We start from the raw sequence: 17,307 nt of genomic DNA on the forward strand, positions 1-17,307 counted from the left end.
GCCCTCCCTTTTTTTGTTGCCTGCCAACCATGCACTGTCCCTTCTGCGGTGCCAACGACACCAAGGTCATTGACTCGCGTCTGGTCGCCGAGGGCGATCAAGTGCGTCGCCGGCGCGAATGCCTGGCCTGCGGTGAGCGTTTCACCACCTTCGAAACCGCCGAACTGGTGTTGCCCCGCCTGATCAAGTCCGACGGCAGCCGCCAACCTTTCGACGAAGAAAAACTGCGTGCCGGTATGCAGCGCGCCCTGGAAAAACGCCCGGTGAGTGTCGAGCGCCTGGAAGCGGCGCTGGTGCACATCAAGCACAAACTGCGTGCGACCGGCGAGCGCGAGGTCAAGAGCCTGGTGGTTGGAGAGCTGGTGATGGGCGAGCTGCAAAAGCTCGACGAAGTTGCCTACATCCGTTTCGCCTCGGTGTATCGACGCTTCCAGGACCTCAATGAGTTCCGCGAAGAGATCGACCGCCTGGCCCGTGAGCCTGCCAAAGAATGAATTCGCCTAGCGCTGAACAAGCTGTCCTCGACGCCCACTACATGGCCCGTGCCCTGGAACTGGCCCGTAAAGGCCTGTACACCACCCACCCCAACCCTCGGGTGGGCTGCGTGATTGTGCGGGATGGGCAGATTGTCGGCGAAGGCTGGCATGAACGTACCGGCGAGCCCCATGCCGAGCCCAATGCCCTGCGCGCCGCTGGCGACAAGGCACGCGGCGCCACGGTGTACGTGACCCTTGAGCCCTGCAGCCACCACGGCCGCACGCCGCCATGCGCCGATGCGCTGGTGAGTGCGGGTGTGGCGCGTGTGGTCGCCGGCATGCAGGATCCCAACCCGGAAGTGGCGGGGCGCGGCATGCAGCGTCTGGCCCTGGCGGGTATCGAGACTCGCAGCGGCGTGCTGGAACAAGAAGCGCGGGCGCTGAACCCGGGCTTCCTCAAACGTATGGAACACGGCTTGCCGTTTGTGCGGGTCAAGCTGGCGATGAGCCTGGACGGGCGCACTGCGATGGCCAGCGGCGAAAGCCAATGGATCACCGGCCCCGACGCCCGCGCAGCGGTGCAACGCCTGCGCGCCGAGGCGAGTGTGGTGCTGACCGGTGCCGACACCGTGTTGGCCGACGGTGCTCGCCTGACCGTACGCGCCGCCGAGCTGGGCCTGGATGAAGCAACCACCGCCCTGGCCATGTCGCGTCCGCCCTTGCGCGTGTTGATCGATGGCCGCCTGCGCGTGCCGCTCAACGCGCCGTTCTTCAAGGCTGGCCCAGCGCTGGTCATCACTTGCGTCACCCCGGAAAATCAGTTCCCCCGTGGCCCTGAATGCCTGGTGGTGCCGGGCGTGGATGGCCAGGTCGACCTGCGCTCGGCGTTGGTTGCGCTGGCAGCCCGTGGCGTCAACGAAGTGCTGGTGGAGGCCGGCCCGAGCCTGGCAGGTGCGTTTGCCCAACAGGGCCTGGTGGACGAGTACGTGATATTCGTCGCCGGCAAGTTCCTCGGTTCCGCTGCCCGGCCTTTGCTCGACTGGCCGCTTGAGAAACTGGCCGACGCCCCCCACCTCAAGATCACTGAAATGCGCGCTGTAGGCGACGACTGGCGAGTCACTGCCATCCCTGTGCCAGCAGCGAGCGTATAATTCTGACCGGACGCTCAAGTGTCCCGTACCGTTTTCCAGGAGAAGGCCATGTTCACCGGCATCATCGAATCCATCGGCAGCATCCGCGCCATGACCCCCAAAGGCGGCGACGTTCGCCTGCTGGTTGAAACCGGCAAGCTGGACCTGGGCGACGTCAAGCTGGGCGACAGCATCGCCGTCAGCGGCGTGTGCCTCACCGTCATCGAACTGCCAGGCAACGGTTTCGCCGCCGACGTCAGCCGGGAAACCCTGGACTGCACCGCGATGAACGACCTTAAAGCTGGCAGCCCGGTCAACCTGGAAAAAGCCCTGACCCCGACCACCCGCCTGGGCGGCCACCTGGTCAGCGGCCATGTCGATGGCGTCGGCGAAGTTGTCTCGCGCAGCGAAAACGCGCGTGCCGTGGAATTCCGCATCCGCGCACCCAAAGAGCTGGCCAAGTACATCGCCCACAAAGGCTCGATCACCGTCGACGGCACCAGCCTCACCGTGAACGCCGTGAACGGCGCCGAATTTGAACTGACCATCATTCCCCACACCCTCAGCGAAACCATCATGGCGTCTTACCAGCCGGGTCGCCGGGTGAACCTGGAAGTGGACTTGCTGGCCCGTTACCTGGAGCGCCTGTTGCTGGGCGAAAAGGCCGCAGAGCCTACTGCCGGTAACATCACTGAAAGTTTTCTGGCCGCTAACGGCTACCTGAAATCCTGACCAAGGGGGTGCCACGTGGCGCTCAATAGCATCGAAGAACTGGTTGAAGACATCCGCCAAGGCAAGATGGTCATCCTGATGGATGACGAAGACCGCGAGAACGAAGGCGACATCATCATGGCCGCCGAGGCCTGCAAGCCTGAGCACATCAACTTCATGGCCAAGCACGCCCGTGGGCTGATCTGCATGCCCATGAGCCGCGAGCGTTGCGAGTTGCTCAAGCTGCCGCTGATGGCGCCGCGCAATGGGTCGGGTTTTGGCACCAAGTTCACCGTGTCTATTGAAGCGACCACCGGCGTCACCACCGGTATCTCCGCCGCTGACCGCGCGCGCACCGTGCAAGCCGCCGCCGCGAAAGACGCCAAGGCCGAAGACATCGTCAGCCCTGGCCATATCTTCCCGCTGATGGCCCAACCGGGCGGCACCCTGGCCCGTGCCGGCCACACCGAAGCGGCCTGCGACCTGGCGCGCATGGCCGGTTTCGAGCCGAGCGGCGTGATCTGCGAAGTGATGAACGACGACGGCACCATGGCCCGTCGCGCCGAACTCGAAGCCTTTGCCGCTGAACACGACATCAAGATCGGCACCATTGCCGACCTGATCCACTACCGCATGATCCACGAACGTACCGTTCAGCGGATTGCCGAGCAGCCGCTGGACAGCGAACTGGGCCAATTCAATTTGGTGACCTACCGTGATTCAGTGGAAGGCGACGTGCACATGGCCCTGACCCTGGGCACCATTTGCGCCGAAGAGCCGACCCTGGTGCGCGTGCATAACATGGACCCCTTGCGTGACCTGTTGATGGTCAAGCAACCGGGCCGTTGGAGCCTGCGAGCCGCCATGGCCGCGGTTTCCGAGGCGGGCAGTGGTGTGGTGCTGTTGCTGGGCAACCCGGTGGATGGTGATGTGCTGCTGGCGCATATCCGTGAAACCGCCGAGCACACCCAGGTCAAGACACCGACCACCTACAGCATCGTCGGTGCCGGTTCGCAGATACTGCGCGACCTCGGCGTGCGCAAAATGCGCCTGATGAGTGCGCCAATGAAATTTAATGCGATATCCGGTTTCGACCTGGAAGTAGTAGAATACGTGCCCTCCGAATAAAGGCTGGCGATTTTTGCCCCTTGTTCGCGGTTAACACATCACTGAGGGACGCACTTTTCGCGTCCCTGCTCTTTAAGAGATTTGTCGAATGACCCTGAAGACCATCGAAGGTACCTTCATCGCCCCCAAAGGCCGCTATGCCCTGGTGGTTGGCCGCTTCAACAGCTTCGTCGTTGAAAGCCTGGTAAGCGGTGCTGTGGACGCCCTGGTTCGCCACGGTGTGAGCGAAAGCGATATCACCCTTATCCGTGCCCCTGGCGCCTTCGAGATTCCACTGGTTGCGCAAAAAGTTGCTCAACAGGGTGAATACGCGGCAATCATCGCCCTGGGCGCGGTCATTCGTGGCGGTACTCCGCACTTCGAATACGTGGCAGGCGAATGCACCAAGGGCCTGGCCCAGGTGTCCATGGAGTTCGGTGTGCCGGTAGCATTCGGCGTGCTGACCGTTGATTCCATCGAGCAAGCCATCGAGCGTTCCGGCACCAAAGCCGGTAACAAAGGCGCTGAAGCTGCCCTGTCCGCCCTGGAAATGGTCAGCCTGCTGTCGCAGTTGGAGGCCAAGTGATTTCCGACGAGAGCGACAACTTCAACCCGCGTGAGCCACGCCCTGCCGATGCTGGCAAACCGTCCAAGAACGAGAAGCGTCGCGCTGCTCGTCAACTGGCGACCCAGGCGCTGTACCAGCGTCACCTGGCCGGCGCTTCGTTGAACGAGATCGAAGCACAGTTTCGCGTCGACAACGATTTCACCTTTGCCGACCTGCCGTACTTCCACGACATCCTGCACGGTGTGCATGCCCACCTGACCGAGATCGACACGGCCCTGGCACCTTGCCTGGACCTGACCATCGAAGAGCTGGACCCGGTTGAACTGTGCGTGATGCGCCTGTCGGCCTGGGAACTGCTGTATCGCGTCGACGTGCCGTACCGCGTGGTGATCAACGAAGGCATCGAACTGGCGAAAGTCTACGGTTCGACCGACGGCCACAAGTTCGTCAACGGCGTGCTCGACAAGCTGGCCCCGCGCCTGCGTGAAGCCGAAGTGAAGGCGTACAAGCGCTAAGCGCTTGAGTCCTGAATGGGCGAGTTTGAGCTGATCCGCAACTACTTCGCCGCCGCGCCTTGTGCGCAAGGCGGCGAAGGCATTGCGTTGGGGATCGGCGATGACTGCGCCTTGCTGGCGCTCCCCGCCGGGGAGCAGTTGGCAATCTCCACGGATACCCTGGTAGCCGGCGTACACTTTGCCGACCCTTGTGATCCGTACCTGCTCGGCCAGCGCTCGCTGGCCGTGGCGGTGAGCGACCTGGCCGCCATGGGCGCCCACCCTCTCGCGTTCACCCTTGCCCTGACTACCCCAACGGTCGATGCCGATTGGCTGCAACGCTATGCCCAGGGTTTGAACGCCATGGCGCAAAGCTGCGGCGTGGGCTTGGTAGGCGGGGACACCACGCGCGGCCCGTTGAGCCTGACCCTGACCGTGTTCGGCCGCGTGCCGGCCGGGCAGGCGCTGACGCGCAGCGGTGCACAGCCGGGTGACCTGCTGTGTGTCGGTGGTGAGCTGGGCAATGCGGCCGGCGCCTTGCCGTTGGTCTTGGGGCAGCGCAGCGCCGATGCCGCCGTCGCCGAGCCGCTGCTGGCCCATTACTGGTCACCGCAGCCGCAGTTGGCCCTGGGGCTGGCGCTGCGGGGCAGGGCGACGTCTGCAATGGACATCTCCGACGGGCTGTTGGCCGATTGCGGGCATATCGCCAAGGCGTCGGCTGTCCGCCTGTTGATCGAGCGCCAGGCCTTGCCGTTGTCCCAGGCCTTGCTGGCGTTTGTCGGGGATGAGGCCGCCCGCGTGGCTGCGCTGAGCGGCGGGGATGACTACGTGCTGGCGTTTACCCTGCCGCCGGCCGAACTGGCGCCCTTGTTGGCGGGCGGTTGGCCGGTGCATGTGATCGGCCGGGTCGAGGCGGGGCAGGGCGTGACATTGCTCGATGCCCAAGGGCAGGACATCACCCCGGCCGTGCGCGGCTATCAGCACTTCAGCGAGACGCCCTGATTCGGCGAGCTGCGCTACCCTCTATACGGTTCTCAAGGTGTAGGAGGTTGTCATCATGGATGTGCGCCGTTGGCTGCTGATTGTGCTGTGCGCGGTCGCGACACTTGTGCACGCGGACGAAGCCCCGGTACCTGGCAAGATCATGCTGGCCAGCGAAGAGTGGAACGACTACACCAACAAAGACGGCAGCGGCCTGGCGTGGGATGTGTTGCGTCAGGTGTTCGAGCCGGCCGGAATCACCCTGCAAACCCGCAGCGTGCCCTATACCCGTTCGGTCGGCTTGGCCCAGCGCGGCGAAGTGGATGGCTGGGTCGGTTCCTACCGTGACGAAGCGACTGGCGTGCTGTACCCCCACTGGAACTTCGACTCCGACCACATCTACGCCCTCGGACTGGCCACTGCGCCGACGCCCAGCGTGGCCACGCTGGGCAACTACCGCCTGGCCTGGGTGCGCGGCTACAAGTACGAGGAGTACTTGCCCAACGTGCACCGCTTCAACCAGATCGAACGCCGCGACGGCATCCTGCCGATGCTGCAGCACGGCCGCGCAGACTTCTACATCGACGCCCTCAGCGAAGCCCAGTACGTGCTTGGCCAGGCCGATGACCCGACGCAATTCACGCTCACCCACATCGCCGAACTGCCGCTGTACCTAGGGTTTGCTGATACCGAGCGCGGCCGGGCATTGATGGCTGTATACGACCAGCGCATGGCGGCGCTGGTGAAAAACGGCGAGTTGAAGCCGATTTTCGAGCGCTGGAAACAGCCCTATCCGTTCTGATGGGCATAGAACCGGGATGAAGGCCAATCGAACCGATTGATCTTTATCAGCGATAATTCAGCTTAAGCGTCTGTAGGAACCTGCTGTTACAATGCCCGTCATCGTAAAAACTGAAATCAGGAGCACACGGTGCCCGTCGTTTTCGTCGCCGCTTCCAAGCTGCCTACCCCTTTTGCCACGTTCACCATGAATGGCTTTCTCGAAGAAGCCACCGGCCGCGAGCACGTTGTGCTCAGCCTGGGCGACATCGCTGACGGCGCGCCGGTGCTGGGCCGTGTGCATTCCGAATGCCTGACCGGTGACGCGTTGTTCAGCCAGCGTTGCGACTGCGGTTCGCAACTGGAAGCCGCGATGCGTGCCATCGCCCGCGAAGGCCGGGGCGTTCTGCTCTACCTGCGCCAGGAAGGCCGTGGTATCGGCCTGATGAACAAGATCCGTGCGTATGAGCTGCAAGACGGCGGCGCCGACACCGTTGAAGCCAACGAGCGCCTGGGCTTTGCCGCTGACCAGCGCGACTACGCGATCTGCCTGCCGATGCTGGAGCACCTGGGCGTCAAATCCCTGCGCCTGATGACCAACAACCCACGCAAAGTCAAAGCCTTGACCGACATGGGCATCACCGTGGCCGAGCGCGTGCCGCTGCACACCGGGCACAACCCGCACAACAAACTGTACCTGGCCACCAAGGCCAGCAAGCTCGACCACATGATGGGCAACGAGCATCAGGGCGAGGTCGACCGCGCGTGACCCGTGGCCAGGTGAAACGGAGACTGTCCTTCAATTGGTGGCAGTACCTGGCCCTGGCACTGCTCCCGCTGTTTGTGATCAACCTGGTGTTTGGCCAGGCTGAATCATTGCTTCCCGTATTGGCCATGCCGTTCTTCATTGCCGGCGTGGCCTCTATGTTTCTGAGCCTGCGTTATTTCCATGGCTATAAACACGCACTGATCGCCACCTCCAAAGCCCTCGATACCCCTGAAGAACCGGCGGCCTGGATCACCCTGGCGGCCCGTCGGCGCACGGCGTTGCTGGTTGCCGCCATTCCTGCGTGGATCGGCGCGCTGGCGGTGTTTGTCGGACTGGAAGCGGTGCCGCTGTTTCTGTTGGCCCTGTCGACGCAGGTGTTGTTCTACCTCTATCGCATTCCGCGTCAGCTGGGATGAGGCGTTACTGGCTGGCGCTTCTGCTGGCATTAAGCACCCAGGCGTTGGCGGCCGAACGTGTGATCAGCCTGGCGCCGTCCCTCTCTGAAATCGTGGTTGAACTGGGCGCTGCCGACCTGCTGGTGGGCGTGCTCGACGGCGGCGATCGGCCTGCGGCTTTGGCGAATGTGCCGTCAGTGGGGCATTACGGCCAGTTGGACATGGAGCGCCTGCTCAGCCTTAAACCGGACCTGATCCTGCTCTGGCCGGGCAGCGTTGGCCCGGCCCAGCGCGAACAACTGCAGCACCTGAATATCCCGGTGTACGTCGCCGAACCCCACAGCCTTGAGCAACTGACTACCCAGGTCCAGGCCATCGCCGACCAATTGGGGCGTGCTGAGGCGGGTCGACAACTGGCCGCACAACTGCGCCAGCGACTGGCTGAGTTGCGCCAGCGCTATCAGCGCGCCGAGCCCTTGCGCGTGTTTTACCAGGTGTGGAACCAGCCGCTGTATACCGTGGGCGGCGGGCAAATCATCAGCGATGCGTTGAGGGTGTGCGGCGCGCGTAATGTGTTCGATGACCTCAAGCTACCGGCGCCGCAGGTGAGTATCGAGTCGGTGTTGCAGCGTGATCCCGAGATGATTCTGGTGGGCGATCAGGTGCAGAAGGAGGCCTGGAAGGTGTGGACGGCGATGGCTGGGCGGGTGCGGCTGGTGCCAGACAAGGGCCTGGAGCGACCCAGCGGGCAGATGTTGGAGGCGGTGGGGCGGTTGTGTCAGGTCATAGCGCCGGGCCTGTAATACCGCTATCGCAGGCAAGCCAGCTCCCACATTTGGAACGCGTTCCCCCTGTGGGAGCTGGCTTGCCTGCGATGAGGCCGGACCTGCCAACTCAGATCTCAGGTGTCCAAGTCACCCCAACCCTCCAAACCCGACCCTCTTCACGATAATACTGGTTGTTCTCGAAATCCGGGTCCTGATAGCTGTACATCGCCCGCGCATAGGCCTTGTCCAACACATTATCGACCTTGAACGACACCAGCACCTCGCGGTTCAACACCCAACTGCTGCGCAGCCCCAATAAGGCATACCCGCCGAGGCGATTCCGATTCTCTTCATCGTCATAGCTGCGGCTGATCGCTTGCCAGCTGGCACCCACCCCCAGCTTGTCGAACTGCCGATCCACATCCAGGTTCAGCGTGCGCCGCGCCCGACGGGCCAGGGTATGGCCGCTGTCACGGTCGCGAGGGTCTATGATCGAGACGCCCAGGTTGCCTTGCCAGCCGAACACCTGCTGCTTGAGCGCCGCTTCAAACCCGTTGATCCGTGCGGACGCCACGTTGTGCGGGATGTAGAGGTCCGCCGGCTGGGCGACGATGGCGTCTTTCAGGTCGGTGCGATACAGCGAGGTTTCCAGGCGCGTGGTGTCGCTCAGCTGGCTGCGCCACTGCACCTCATAGGTTTTTGAATGTTCGGGCTTGAGGTCGGGGTTGCTGCTGCCGGGGTAGTACAAGTCATTGAAACTTGGCGCACGGAAGCCTTCGCTGTAGGACAGCAGTACGTCGTTGTCCGGGTTCAGCGGCACGGTCAGGGTGCCACTCCACGTATTCTGGCTGCCGAACTGCTGGTTGGTGTCGTGACGCAGGCCCAGCTCGGTGGAAAACCGCTCGGCCGCGAAGCGATGCTGGATGAACACCGCACGGTTCCAGCGGCTGTCTTCGTCGAAGTCAGTGGTGGCGCGCACGCGGTCTTCATACCAGTCGCCACCGAGGATCAGGCTGTTGCGGTCATCCAGGGTCAGGTCGTTCTGCCAGTTCACCGAGTCGCGGTAGGTGTTGAAGGCGCTGCCCTCATCGCTGAGATGGTCGCGCTTCTTGTCGCGGTTCTCGCTGTGGCCCAGTTCCAGGCGGGTTTGCCAGCGCTCGTTGAGCTTGGCGTCGACATAACCGCTGGCACTGCTCACGGTGTAGTCGGTGTAGGGTTTCTGGCCGACGGTTTCGAAAAAGCTGACGTAGCGCCCGAACGGGTTGTCGTATTCCGACCTACCCCGGCCATCCAACAGGTTGAAGCCGACTTCGAGGTCATCGCTCAACGAGTGGCTGAGGTTCAGGCTCAAGGACTTGTTGCGATAGGCATCATGATCGCCATCGCTGGCAAACGACTCATGGGTCCAGTTGATGCCCTGGGTTTCATCCAGGCTGGCGCCGAGGTTGAAGCGCGTGCGCTCGTCGCCGCCCGACAGGCCGAGGCTGCGTTCCCACGTCTGGTTGCTGCCAAAGCCTACGTGCAGACGCGGATGAACGCCGGCCTGGGCGTTGCGCCGGGTGAAAATCTGGATGACCCCGCCGATGGCATCGCTGCCGTAGATCACCGAGCGCGAACCGCGCAGCACTTCTACCCGCTCAATCTGGTCGACGCTGAGGAACTGCAACCCGCTGTCGCCCGAGGTGGCGTTGGCGATGCGCTGGCCATCCACCAGCACCAGGCTTTGGGCTGATTTGGTGCCGCGAATGAACACCCCCGGCAAACTGCCGCGCCCACCGGTTTGTGCGATTTGCACGCCGGGCACGCGGCTCAGCAGGTCGGTGACGCTGGTGGGTTGCAGGCGGTCGATGTCGTCGCGGGTAAACACAGTGTTGGCGGCGCTGCTGTCATTGCGCGCCTGCACCTGGCGGTTGGCGGTGATGACCACGTCGGGGAGGCTCAGGGCCTGGTCGCGGGTGTCGGCGAGCAGTTCGGGGGCGGGGAGAAGCAGGAGGGGCAGGGCGAGGCGAAGGCGATTCATGAGCTGTCCATAGCATTCAAATGCAATGCAAAACCACTGTGGGAGCTGGCTCGTCGGGTCGCCGCACCGCTGCGATGCAGGCACCTCGGTTTTTCAGGGTGACCGGGGTGATGCTATCGCCGGCAAGCCGGCTCCTACAGGTATGGTGTTTACAGGTTGAGCAAGCCCAGGCGTTCGCGAACCGACGCCTCGATCCCGGCCTCGTCCAACCCGCATTCGGCCAGCATCTGCGCCGGCTTGGCGTGTTCGACGTACACATCCGGCAAGCCCAGGTGCAGCACCGACTTGAGGATGTTCTCCCGCGCCAGGAACTCGCTGACGGCCGCACCGGCGCCGCCCATGATGGCGTTCTCTTCGACGGTCACCAGCAGCTCATGGCTGCCGGCAATCTCACGCACCAGGTCTTCATCCAGGGGTTTGACGAAACGCATGTCGACCACGGTGGCGTCGAGCTTCTCGGCGACTTTCATGGCTTCGGCCAATTGCACGCCGAACACCAGGAACGCGGTCTTGCTGCCTTGGCGACGCACGATGCCTTTGCCGATCTCGATAGGTTCAAGGTCCTTCTCGATCACCGCATTCGGGCCGTTGCCGCGTGGGTAGCGCACGGCGGCCGGGCCGTTGTACAGGTGGCCGGTGCTGAGCATCTTGCGCAGTTCGTTTTCATCGCTCGGCGTCATCACCAGCATGCCGGGGATGCAGCGCAGGTAGGACAAATCGAAGCTGCCGGCGTGGGTCGGGCCGTCTTCGCCTACCAGGCCTGCGCGGTCGATGGCGAACAGCACATCAAGGTTCTGTACCGCCACGTCGTGGACCAATTGGTCGTAGCCGCGCTGCAGGAAGGTGGAGTAGATCGCCACCACCGGCTTGGCGCCTTCGCAGGCCATGCCGGCCGCAAAGGTCACCGCGTGCTGTTCGGCAATCGCCACGTCGAAGTAGCGCAGCGGGAAACGCTCGCTGAAGGCCACCAGGTCGGAGCCTTCCTTCATCGCCGGGGTAATCCCCACCAGGCGCGGGTCGGCCGCAGCCATGTCGCAGAGCCATTCGCCGAATACACCGGAATACTTAGGCCCGCTGGCCTTTTTCGGCGCAGCGGCGGGGGCGTCCAGGGGTTCCAGCTTGGTGATGGCGTGGTAGCCAATCGGGTCGACTTCCGCCGGGGCGAAGCCTTTGCCTTTCTTGGTGACGATGTGCAGGAACTGCGGGCCCTTGAGGTCACGCATGTTGCGCAGCGTGGCGATCAGGGTGGGCAGGTCGTGGCCGTCGATCGGGCCGATGTAGTTCCAGCCCAGCTCTTCGAACAGGGTGCCGGGCACCAGCATGCCCTTGGCGTACTCTTCGGTACGACGGGCAATTTCCCACGCGCCGGGCAGACGCGAGAGCACCTTCTTGCTGCCTTCACGCATGCTGGCATAGGTGCGGCTGGAGAGGATTTTTGCCAGGTAATTGGACAGGCCACCGACATTGCGCGAGATCGACATGTCGTTGTCGTTGAGGATCACCAGCATGTTGGCGTCCACTTCCGGCGCATGGTTCAGCGCTTCGAACGCCATGCCGGCGGTCAACGCGCCGTCGCCAATCACCGCAATCGCCTTGCGATCGCTGCCTTGCAGGCGGGCGGCAATGGCCATGCCCAGCGCTGCACTGATGGACGTGCTGGAGTGGCCGACGCCAAAGGTGTCGTACTCGCTCTCGGAGCGACGCGGGAAGGCGGCAATGCCGTCCTTCTGGCGCAGGGTGCCCATCTGCTCGCGGCGACCGGTGAGGATCTTGTGCGGATACGCCTGATGGCCCACGTCCCACACCAGCCGGTCATCCGGGGTGTCGAACACGTAATGCAGGGCGATGGTCAGCTCGATGACGCCCAGGCCGGCACCGAAATGCCCACCGGTCTGGCCGACCGTGTAGAGCAATTCCAGGCGCAACTCATCGGCCAGGGTTTCCAGCTCGGCTTCACCCAGTCGACGCAGGCCGGCCGGCGTGACAGCACGGTCAAGCAGGGGCGTGGACGGGCGCTTGCGGGGAATCTCTTGAAACGTCGTGGGCATCAGGCGAATCGTTATAGGTATAGAAGAGGCGGCAGTTTACCTCAAGCATCGCAAACTGCCCACGCAGAGCGCCGAACTTGGCCGATATGCGGCCGTAAAGGCCACCGTTATCAGTGGCGGCGTTCGACGATATACCGCGCCAGGTCACGCAGTGGCTCGGCCGCCGCGTCGAAAGGTCGCAGGGCGTCCAGGGCCTGGTCGCGCAGTTCCAGGGCGTAGGCCTTGGCCGCGTCCAGCCCAAGCAGCGCAGGATAAGTCGGTTTGTCCCGTGCGATGTCGGCACCTTGGCGTTTGCCCAGGGTGGCGGTGTCACTTTCTACGTCGAGAATGTCGTCCTGCACCTGGAAGGCCAGGCCGATGGCGCGGGAGTAGGTCTGCAGGGCGGCCAATTGCGCAGCGGTCGCTTGGCCGCTGGCCAGTGCGCCCAGCTCCACGGCGGCTTCGATCAGCGCGCCGGTCTTGTGGCGATGCATGTACTCCAGGGCTTGCTGGTCGAGCTTGAGGCTGACCGAACCCATGTCGATGGCCTGGCCGCCGACCATACCGGCCGGGCCCGCTGCGTGAGCCAACTTGGTGACCATGCGCAGGCGAATCTCGGCATTGACGCTGCTCAAGGCCGGGTCCAGCAACGCGCTGAACGCCAGGCTCTGCAGACCGTCGCCGGCCAGGATCGCATAGGCTTCATCAAAGGCTTTGTGGGTGGTGGGCTGGCCGCGACGCAGGTCGTCATCGTCCATCGCCGGCAGGTCGTCATGCACCAGGGAATAGGCGTGAATCAGCTCCACTGCACAGGCGGCGCCATTGGCCTCTTCGGCCGGCGCACCCAGGGCTTCGCACGCGGCATAGGCCAGCAACGGGCGCACGCGCTTGCCGCCGTTCATCACGCTGTAGCGCATGGCCTCATAGAGGCGGTTCATTTCCGGGCTTGGCGGAACAAACAAGGGCGCAAGCGCCGCATTGACCCGGGCTTGGCTACTGGCCTGATACGCGTCGATCATTCTGGCTGTTCCGCATCGAAAGGTTCTTCGGCCAACTCCCCGTCACGTTCGAGCAGTACTTGCACCTTCTGCTCCGCCTGCGCCAGGGCACTTTGACAGTCACGGGTCAGGCCGATGCCTTGCTCAAACGCTGTCAACGAGTCTTCCAGCGACAACTCGCCGTTCTCCAGACGCTCGACCAGGGTTTGCAGGTCGGCGAGGGATTGTTCGAAATCGAGTGCAACTTTTTTGCGGGCCATGGCGGCTATTCCGGTAGACGGTAAACGGGCGCGACACTAGCAGACATGGGGGTTCTGGGCAAATGAGCGGGGTGGTCGAGCAAGGTCATGAGCCGAATAAAAAAGTTATTCGGCTCACTAAATGAGCCGATTAGCGACTTTATTCGGCTCACGGTTCTTTCAGGCGCTGGTCCGAAATCGTACTTGAAACCCGTCATCAAGTTACGCGGCGCGAATACACCCCGGCGCGTGTGCAGGCCGTTCGAGCAAGCGCCAGAGCATCTCGGCATTTTTGTAGGCGTTGGCAATCAGAGGGGCCACGCGCCACAGCTCGAACGCATTGCGCTCGTGGGCGGTGACGTCATCGTTGCGCAGTCGTGTCCACCAATCCAATGCTTGCTGATCGCGTTCGGAGGTTGGGGGGGGGCTTGGCTGACTGCTCATCGGGACTCGTTGGCTTGCATAACCACCGCGCAATGGGCCATGGCCTTATTGCCCTGCAGCGCGGTTGGCGTCGAGTGTTGCCCTTGCGCATCCTTAAGTTGTGCCTCAAAGGCCTGTAACCCTTCGTGCATTTTCTGCAAGGTCGCAATCTGCGTGGCCAACGCTTGTTTCTTGGCAGCGATGGCCTGGTCGGCACGTTCCCATGGCAGCACATCGCCCGGGTGGTCCTGCAGGGTTTGCTGCAACTCCTTGAGCTTGAAGCCCAGTTGCTGCGCACACTTGATAAACATCAACCGCTCGACACTCTGCGCAGAATACACCCGGTACTGCCCCTGGCGTTGCGGCGTGGGCAGCAGCCCGATCGCCTCATAGTGACGGATCGCCTTGACGGTCGTGCCCGACAGTTGCGCGGCTTTGCCGATGTACATGAAAACTCCCTTTTTCAACGAGTGTGCCCGCTTGCTTCAACCACTTTGTTCGCTGCGCCGGCGTAGAGCCCAGCACCGGCCCGAACAGCAGCGTCTTGACTGGCTTGATGCCACAAAACGCCAGGGTGGTCTTGCGCATCTGGTGGACGCCCGGCATGCGATAGAACCAGCGGTAATACCACGGCGGCGTGTCCAGGGTCACCAACAAATGTGCAGTGCGGCCGAGCAACAGCTTGTCGGGGAAAGCCTTGCCCTTGCGGTATTTGAAGGCGAAGCCGGGTAGGAAGATTCGGTCAATGAAACCCTTCATCAACGCCGGAATACCGCCCCACCAGATGGGATAGATGAAGGTCAGGTGGCTCGCCCATAGGATGTCGGCTTGGGCGCTGAGCAGGTCGGGTTCCAACGGTTGGAGTTGGGTGTAGCCGCTGTGCAGATTGGGGTCGAAAACCAGCTCGCCCAAGCGTAGGACGCGGACTTCATGGCCGGCGATTTTTGCGGCCTGGATGTAGGTATCGGCCAGTGCGGAACACAAGCTGGACGTTGAAGGATGGCCAAGGATAACCAGGGTGCGCGGCGTCATGGGTGGATCCTGAAATAGAGTATTTCAGGGTAAGGGCTGCCGTATAGGGGAGAGTCAAGGCGTAGGGCCGCCATGGCCAGCAGGGCATTTCGGTATTGTTTGAAAGGTTCTTCCTTGAGCGTTCTTGGCCCCTTGTGGCCGTCAATGCCCCTGACTAGCCTGCCTCAACACTCAAAGAGCGAAACGGCATGAGCGAACCCGGTATCGGCTTGACCACACCGCCTGCGGGCTACAGCGACTGGTTGACGGACTTGAAAGGCCGAATTCACACGGCGCAACAACGTGCAACACTGGCCGTGAATCGGGAATTGGTGTTGCTCTATTGGCAGATTGGCCACGACATTTTGACCCGCCAGGCGGAGCAGGGCTGGGGTAGCAAAGTTATTGATCGACTTGCCCAGGATTTGCGCGTGGCGTTTCCCAACATGAAGGGGTTTTCGCCGCGTAACCTCAAGTACATGCGCGCTTTTGCCGAGGCGTGGCCAGACCCTGAATTTGTGCAAGAGGTGCTTGCACAATTGCCCTGGTATCACCATCTGGCATTGCTCGACAAACTCCCAGGCCCCGAAACCCGCCGCTGGTACATCGCCCAGGCGATAGAAAACAATTGGTCGCGTAACTCGCTGGTGGTGCACATCGAAAACCGCTTGCTGGAGCACAGCGGCAAAGCTGTCAGCAATTTTGAAAGTCCCCCCAATTTGCCAAGCATCGAGCAGATTGCGCGGGAGTTGGCGGCGCACTAAACAAAAAGCCTGCTTTTCAGGGCAGGCTTTGTGTGCGGTTTTTAATCAGTCCTTACGCGCCGTCAGCGCCGCGTACCCATTCATCAAGTTGCGATAGTTGGGAATACGTTGGGACAACAGGTTCCCCAAGCCTTCGATGTCGTTGCGCCAGTCGCGGTGCAGCTCACAGGCCACCGAGAACCAGTTCATCAGTTGCGCGCCCGCTTGGGTCATCCGGCTCCAGGCCGCCTGTTGCACCGTGGTGTTGAAGGTGCCCGAGGCGTCAGTCACCACGAACACTTCGAACCCTTCCGCCAGCGCCGACAAGGTTGGGAACGCTACGCACACATCGGTGACCACACCGGCAATGATGATCTGCTTACGGCCGGTGGCCTTGATCGCCTTGACGAAGTCTTCGTTGTCCCATGCGTTGATCTGGCCAGGGCGGGCGATGTACGGCGCGTCCGGGAACATCTCTTTCAGCTCGGGCACCAGCGGGCCGTTGGGGCCTTGTTCGAAGCTGGTGGTGAGGATGGTCGGCAGGTTGAAGAACTTGGCCAGGTCCGCCAGGGCCAGCACGTTGTTCTTGAATTCGTTTGGCGAGAAGTCCTGCACCAGTGAGATCAGGCCGGTTTGGTGGTCGACCAGCAATACGATGGCGTCGTCTTTGTTCAAGCGGTTGTAGGTTGGAGTGCTCATGGTTGAAATCCTTTTTTGTTTAAGTGGGTTTGGCGTTGCGTTCAACATGGGCACAGATTAATGGGCAGGCGATGAGGGATAAATCGGCTGGAACAGGTAATATCGTCAACTCAGAAGAGACAATTGCCAGGCTACTAGCGGTTCTGATGGTGTTCGTCGCGGGGAAATGTGAGACAAAAAATCTCACGCGTGAGCTATTGAGCATTGTAAAAATTGCCTGTAGATTTTCTCACGCGTGAGTTTTTCACAACGAGGTCAGCACCATGAAAAGCAGCTCTCCATCGGGCCAGCCCGCAGGGCCCGATACCGATTCAGCAAGCCTTCAGGGAGAGCGCTTGAAACCGTCCGCGAAAAAACCATCGAGCTTCTACATGAAGCAGATGCGCGCGGGCCTGGCGGCCGCCGGTTATGTGAAACACGAGACTTGGGTGCTTCCCGAAAACCGAAGCCTGCTCAAGCAGATGGAGAAACAGCTCCGCCAGCCGATTCTGGCTGGCTCAATCATGTCGGAGATTTACATGAGCGCAGGCACTAACTGGAACATCGATCGACTGTTCACGGCGCTGCAGGCCCTGGACGAAGTGGTTTCCAACGACATCACGCTTTCTCTGGTTCAAGGCTCGGAGTCCAGCATCAAGCTGGAAATGAACGACTTCGGCGGCTTGCCGATTTATATCGCGGTGGTGGGTGAGCAGATCATCGTCGACACCGTGCTGGTCGACGTCGAGTCCATCAACAACGTCGAAAAATTCAATGACGCCGTGCTGCGCAGCCGGGAAATGTTCCCGCTGTCGTCGATCGGCATCGAGTCCATGCCCAACGGGCAAGTGGTTTACAACATGTTCGGTGCGCTGAGTTCTGACTCCAGCCTCACCAACATCGTGACCGAGGTGAAAACCCTCGTCGACAACGTGCAGCGCGCCAGCGAAGCCTTCGAACGTTTCTTCAATTAAGTATTCGGGAGTATCT

General features: G+C 62.0%; 20 protein-coding genes and 1 pseudogene. 13 read left to right on the forward strand and 8 right to left on the reverse strand.

The features are described from left to right. Positions 1-29: 29 nt before the first annotated feature. The 11 genes from nrdR to AC07SU_RS20980 all read left to right on the forward strand — a co-directional run bounded on the left by nrdR (position 30) and on the right by AC07SU_RS20980 (position 8,214). Positions 30-494, forward strand: coding sequence for a transcriptional regulator NrdR (gene nrdR / locus AC07SU_RS20930; protein WP_010206843.1), 465 nt, complete (start codon positions 30-32; stop codon positions 492-494). Beyond that, a complete protein-coding gene (gene ribD / locus AC07SU_RS20935) occupies positions 491-1,627 on the forward strand; it encodes a bifunctional diaminohydroxyphosphoribosylaminopyrimidine deaminase/5-amino-6-(5-phosphoribosylamino)uracil reductase RibD (protein WP_494998106.1) in 1,137 nt (378 codons plus the stop codon). Before nrdR ends, ribD begins: the two co-directional genes overlap by 4 nt. Before the next feature lie 48 nt (positions 1,628-1,675). Continuing rightward, positions 1,676-2,338 (forward strand): riboflavin synthase, encoded by a 663-nt coding sequence (locus AC07SU_RS20940; RefSeq protein WP_016973956.1) that lies wholly within the window; start codon positions 1,676-1,678, stop codon positions 2,336-2,338. Positions 2,339-2,353: 15 nt separating this feature from the next. Next, complete coding sequence (ribBA, locus tag AC07SU_RS20945; protein WP_176999278.1) at positions 2,354-3,445, forward strand: bifunctional 3,4-dihydroxy-2-butanone-4-phosphate synthase/GTP cyclohydrolase II; 1,092 nt, start codon at positions 2,354-2,356, stop codon at positions 3,443-3,445. Between the two features lie 88 nt (positions 3,446-3,533). Continuing rightward, positions 3,534-4,010, forward strand: coding sequence for a 6,7-dimethyl-8-ribityllumazine synthase (gene ribH / locus AC07SU_RS20950; protein WP_003194576.1), 477 nt, complete (start codon positions 3,534-3,536; stop codon positions 4,008-4,010). Further along, complete coding sequence (gene nusB / locus AC07SU_RS20955; RefSeq protein ID WP_010206836.1) at positions 4,007-4,507, forward strand: transcription antitermination factor NusB; 501 nt, start codon at positions 4,007-4,009, stop codon at positions 4,505-4,507. Before ribH ends, nusB begins: the two co-directional genes overlap by 4 nt. Before the next feature lie 15 nt (positions 4,508-4,522). Then, positions 4,523-5,488, forward strand: coding sequence for a thiamine-phosphate kinase (gene thiL, locus AC07SU_RS20960; protein ID WP_494998107.1), 966 nt, complete (start codon positions 4,523-4,525; stop codon positions 5,486-5,488). 55 nt (positions 5,489-5,543) lie between these two features. After that, positions 5,544-6,269, forward strand: coding sequence for a substrate-binding periplasmic protein (locus AC07SU_RS20965; RefSeq protein WP_494998108.1), 726 nt, complete (start codon positions 5,544-5,546; stop codon positions 6,267-6,269). Between the two features lie 129 nt (positions 6,270-6,398). Beyond that, positions 6,399-7,016 (forward strand): GTP cyclohydrolase II, encoded by a 618-nt coding sequence (gene ribA, locus AC07SU_RS20970; RefSeq protein ID WP_095013680.1) that lies wholly within the window; start codon positions 6,399-6,401, stop codon positions 7,014-7,016. Continuing rightward, the gene (locus AC07SU_RS20975; RefSeq protein ID WP_494998109.1) at positions 7,013-7,432 is read left to right on the forward strand and encodes an MFS transporter; all 420 of its coding nucleotides are present in this window, start codon (positions 7,013-7,015) and stop codon (positions 7,430-7,432) included. Before ribA ends, AC07SU_RS20975 begins: the two co-directional genes overlap by 4 nt. Further along, positions 7,429-8,214, forward strand: a complete 786-nt coding sequence (locus AC07SU_RS20980) for a cobalamin-binding protein (protein ID WP_494998110.1) — start codon at positions 7,429-7,431, stop codon at positions 8,212-8,214. The genes AC07SU_RS20975 and AC07SU_RS20980 overlap by 4 nt, the downstream gene beginning before the upstream one ends. 91 nt (positions 8,215-8,305) lie before the next feature. On the opposite strand, the gene AC07SU_RS20985 is transcribed toward AC07SU_RS20980, so the two are convergent. The 7 genes from AC07SU_RS20985 to AC07SU_RS21015 form a co-directional block, all read right to left on the reverse strand. Next, positions 8,306-10,198, reverse strand: coding sequence for a TonB-dependent receptor domain-containing protein (locus AC07SU_RS20985; protein WP_494998111.1), 1,893 nt, complete (start codon positions 10,196-10,198; stop codon positions 8,306-8,308). Between the two features lie 149 nt (positions 10,199-10,347). After that, the gene (dxs, locus tag AC07SU_RS20990; RefSeq protein WP_494998112.1) at positions 10,348-12,246 is read right to left on the reverse strand and encodes a 1-deoxy-D-xylulose-5-phosphate synthase; all 1,899 of its coding nucleotides are present in this window, start codon (positions 12,244-12,246) and stop codon (positions 10,348-10,350) included. A 110-nt stretch (positions 12,247-12,356) separates the two neighbouring features. After that, entirely contained in the window at positions 12,357-13,244 is an 888-nt protein-coding gene (gene ispA, locus AC07SU_RS20995) for a (2E,6E)-farnesyl diphosphate synthase (RefSeq protein WP_494998113.1), read from the reverse strand. Continuing rightward, entirely contained in the window at positions 13,241-13,483 is a 243-nt protein-coding gene (locus AC07SU_RS21000; RefSeq protein WP_003176346.1) for an exodeoxyribonuclease VII small subunit, read from the reverse strand. The genes ispA and AC07SU_RS21000 overlap by 4 nt, the downstream gene beginning before the upstream one ends. Before the next feature lie 201 nt (positions 13,484-13,684). After that, positions 13,685-13,906, reverse strand: coding sequence for a FecR/PupR family sigma factor regulator (locus AC07SU_RS21005; protein ID WP_494998114.1), 222 nt, complete (start codon positions 13,904-13,906; stop codon positions 13,685-13,687). Next, entirely contained in the window at positions 13,903-14,334 is a 432-nt protein-coding gene (locus AC07SU_RS21010) for a MerR family transcriptional regulator (RefSeq protein WP_494998115.1), read from the reverse strand. The genes AC07SU_RS21005 and AC07SU_RS21010 overlap by 4 nt, the downstream gene beginning before the upstream one ends. Then, on the reverse strand, positions 14,273-14,917 hold the full coding sequence (locus AC07SU_RS21015; protein WP_494998116.1) for an NAD(P)H-dependent oxidoreductase: 645 nt from the start codon (positions 14,915-14,917) through the stop codon (positions 14,273-14,275). The genes AC07SU_RS21010 and AC07SU_RS21015 overlap by 62 nt, the downstream gene beginning before the upstream one ends. 188 nt (positions 14,918-15,105) lie before the next feature. Between AC07SU_RS21015 and AC07SU_RS21020 the strand changes: the two are divergent. Next, positions 15,106-15,645, forward strand: a pseudogene (locus AC07SU_RS21020) (DUF1016 N-terminal domain-containing protein); the annotation flags it as partial. Between the two features lie 60 nt (positions 15,646-15,705). Here the strand turns inward: AC07SU_RS21020 and ycaC are convergent. Further along, positions 15,706-16,338, reverse strand: a complete 633-nt coding sequence (gene ycaC / locus AC07SU_RS21025) for an isochorismate family cysteine hydrolase YcaC (RefSeq protein ID WP_176999289.1) — start codon at positions 16,336-16,338, stop codon at positions 15,706-15,708. Between the two features lie 371 nt (positions 16,339-16,709). Here ycaC and AC07SU_RS21030 point away from each other — a divergent pair, with 371 nt between their 5' ends. Continuing rightward, entirely contained in the window at positions 16,710-17,291 is a 582-nt protein-coding gene (locus AC07SU_RS21030) for a YjfI family protein (protein ID WP_494998117.1), read from the forward strand. Positions 17,292-17,307 lie beyond the last annotated feature (16 nt).

The organism is Pseudomonas sp. GW821-FHT05H12, assembly GCF_059419385.1.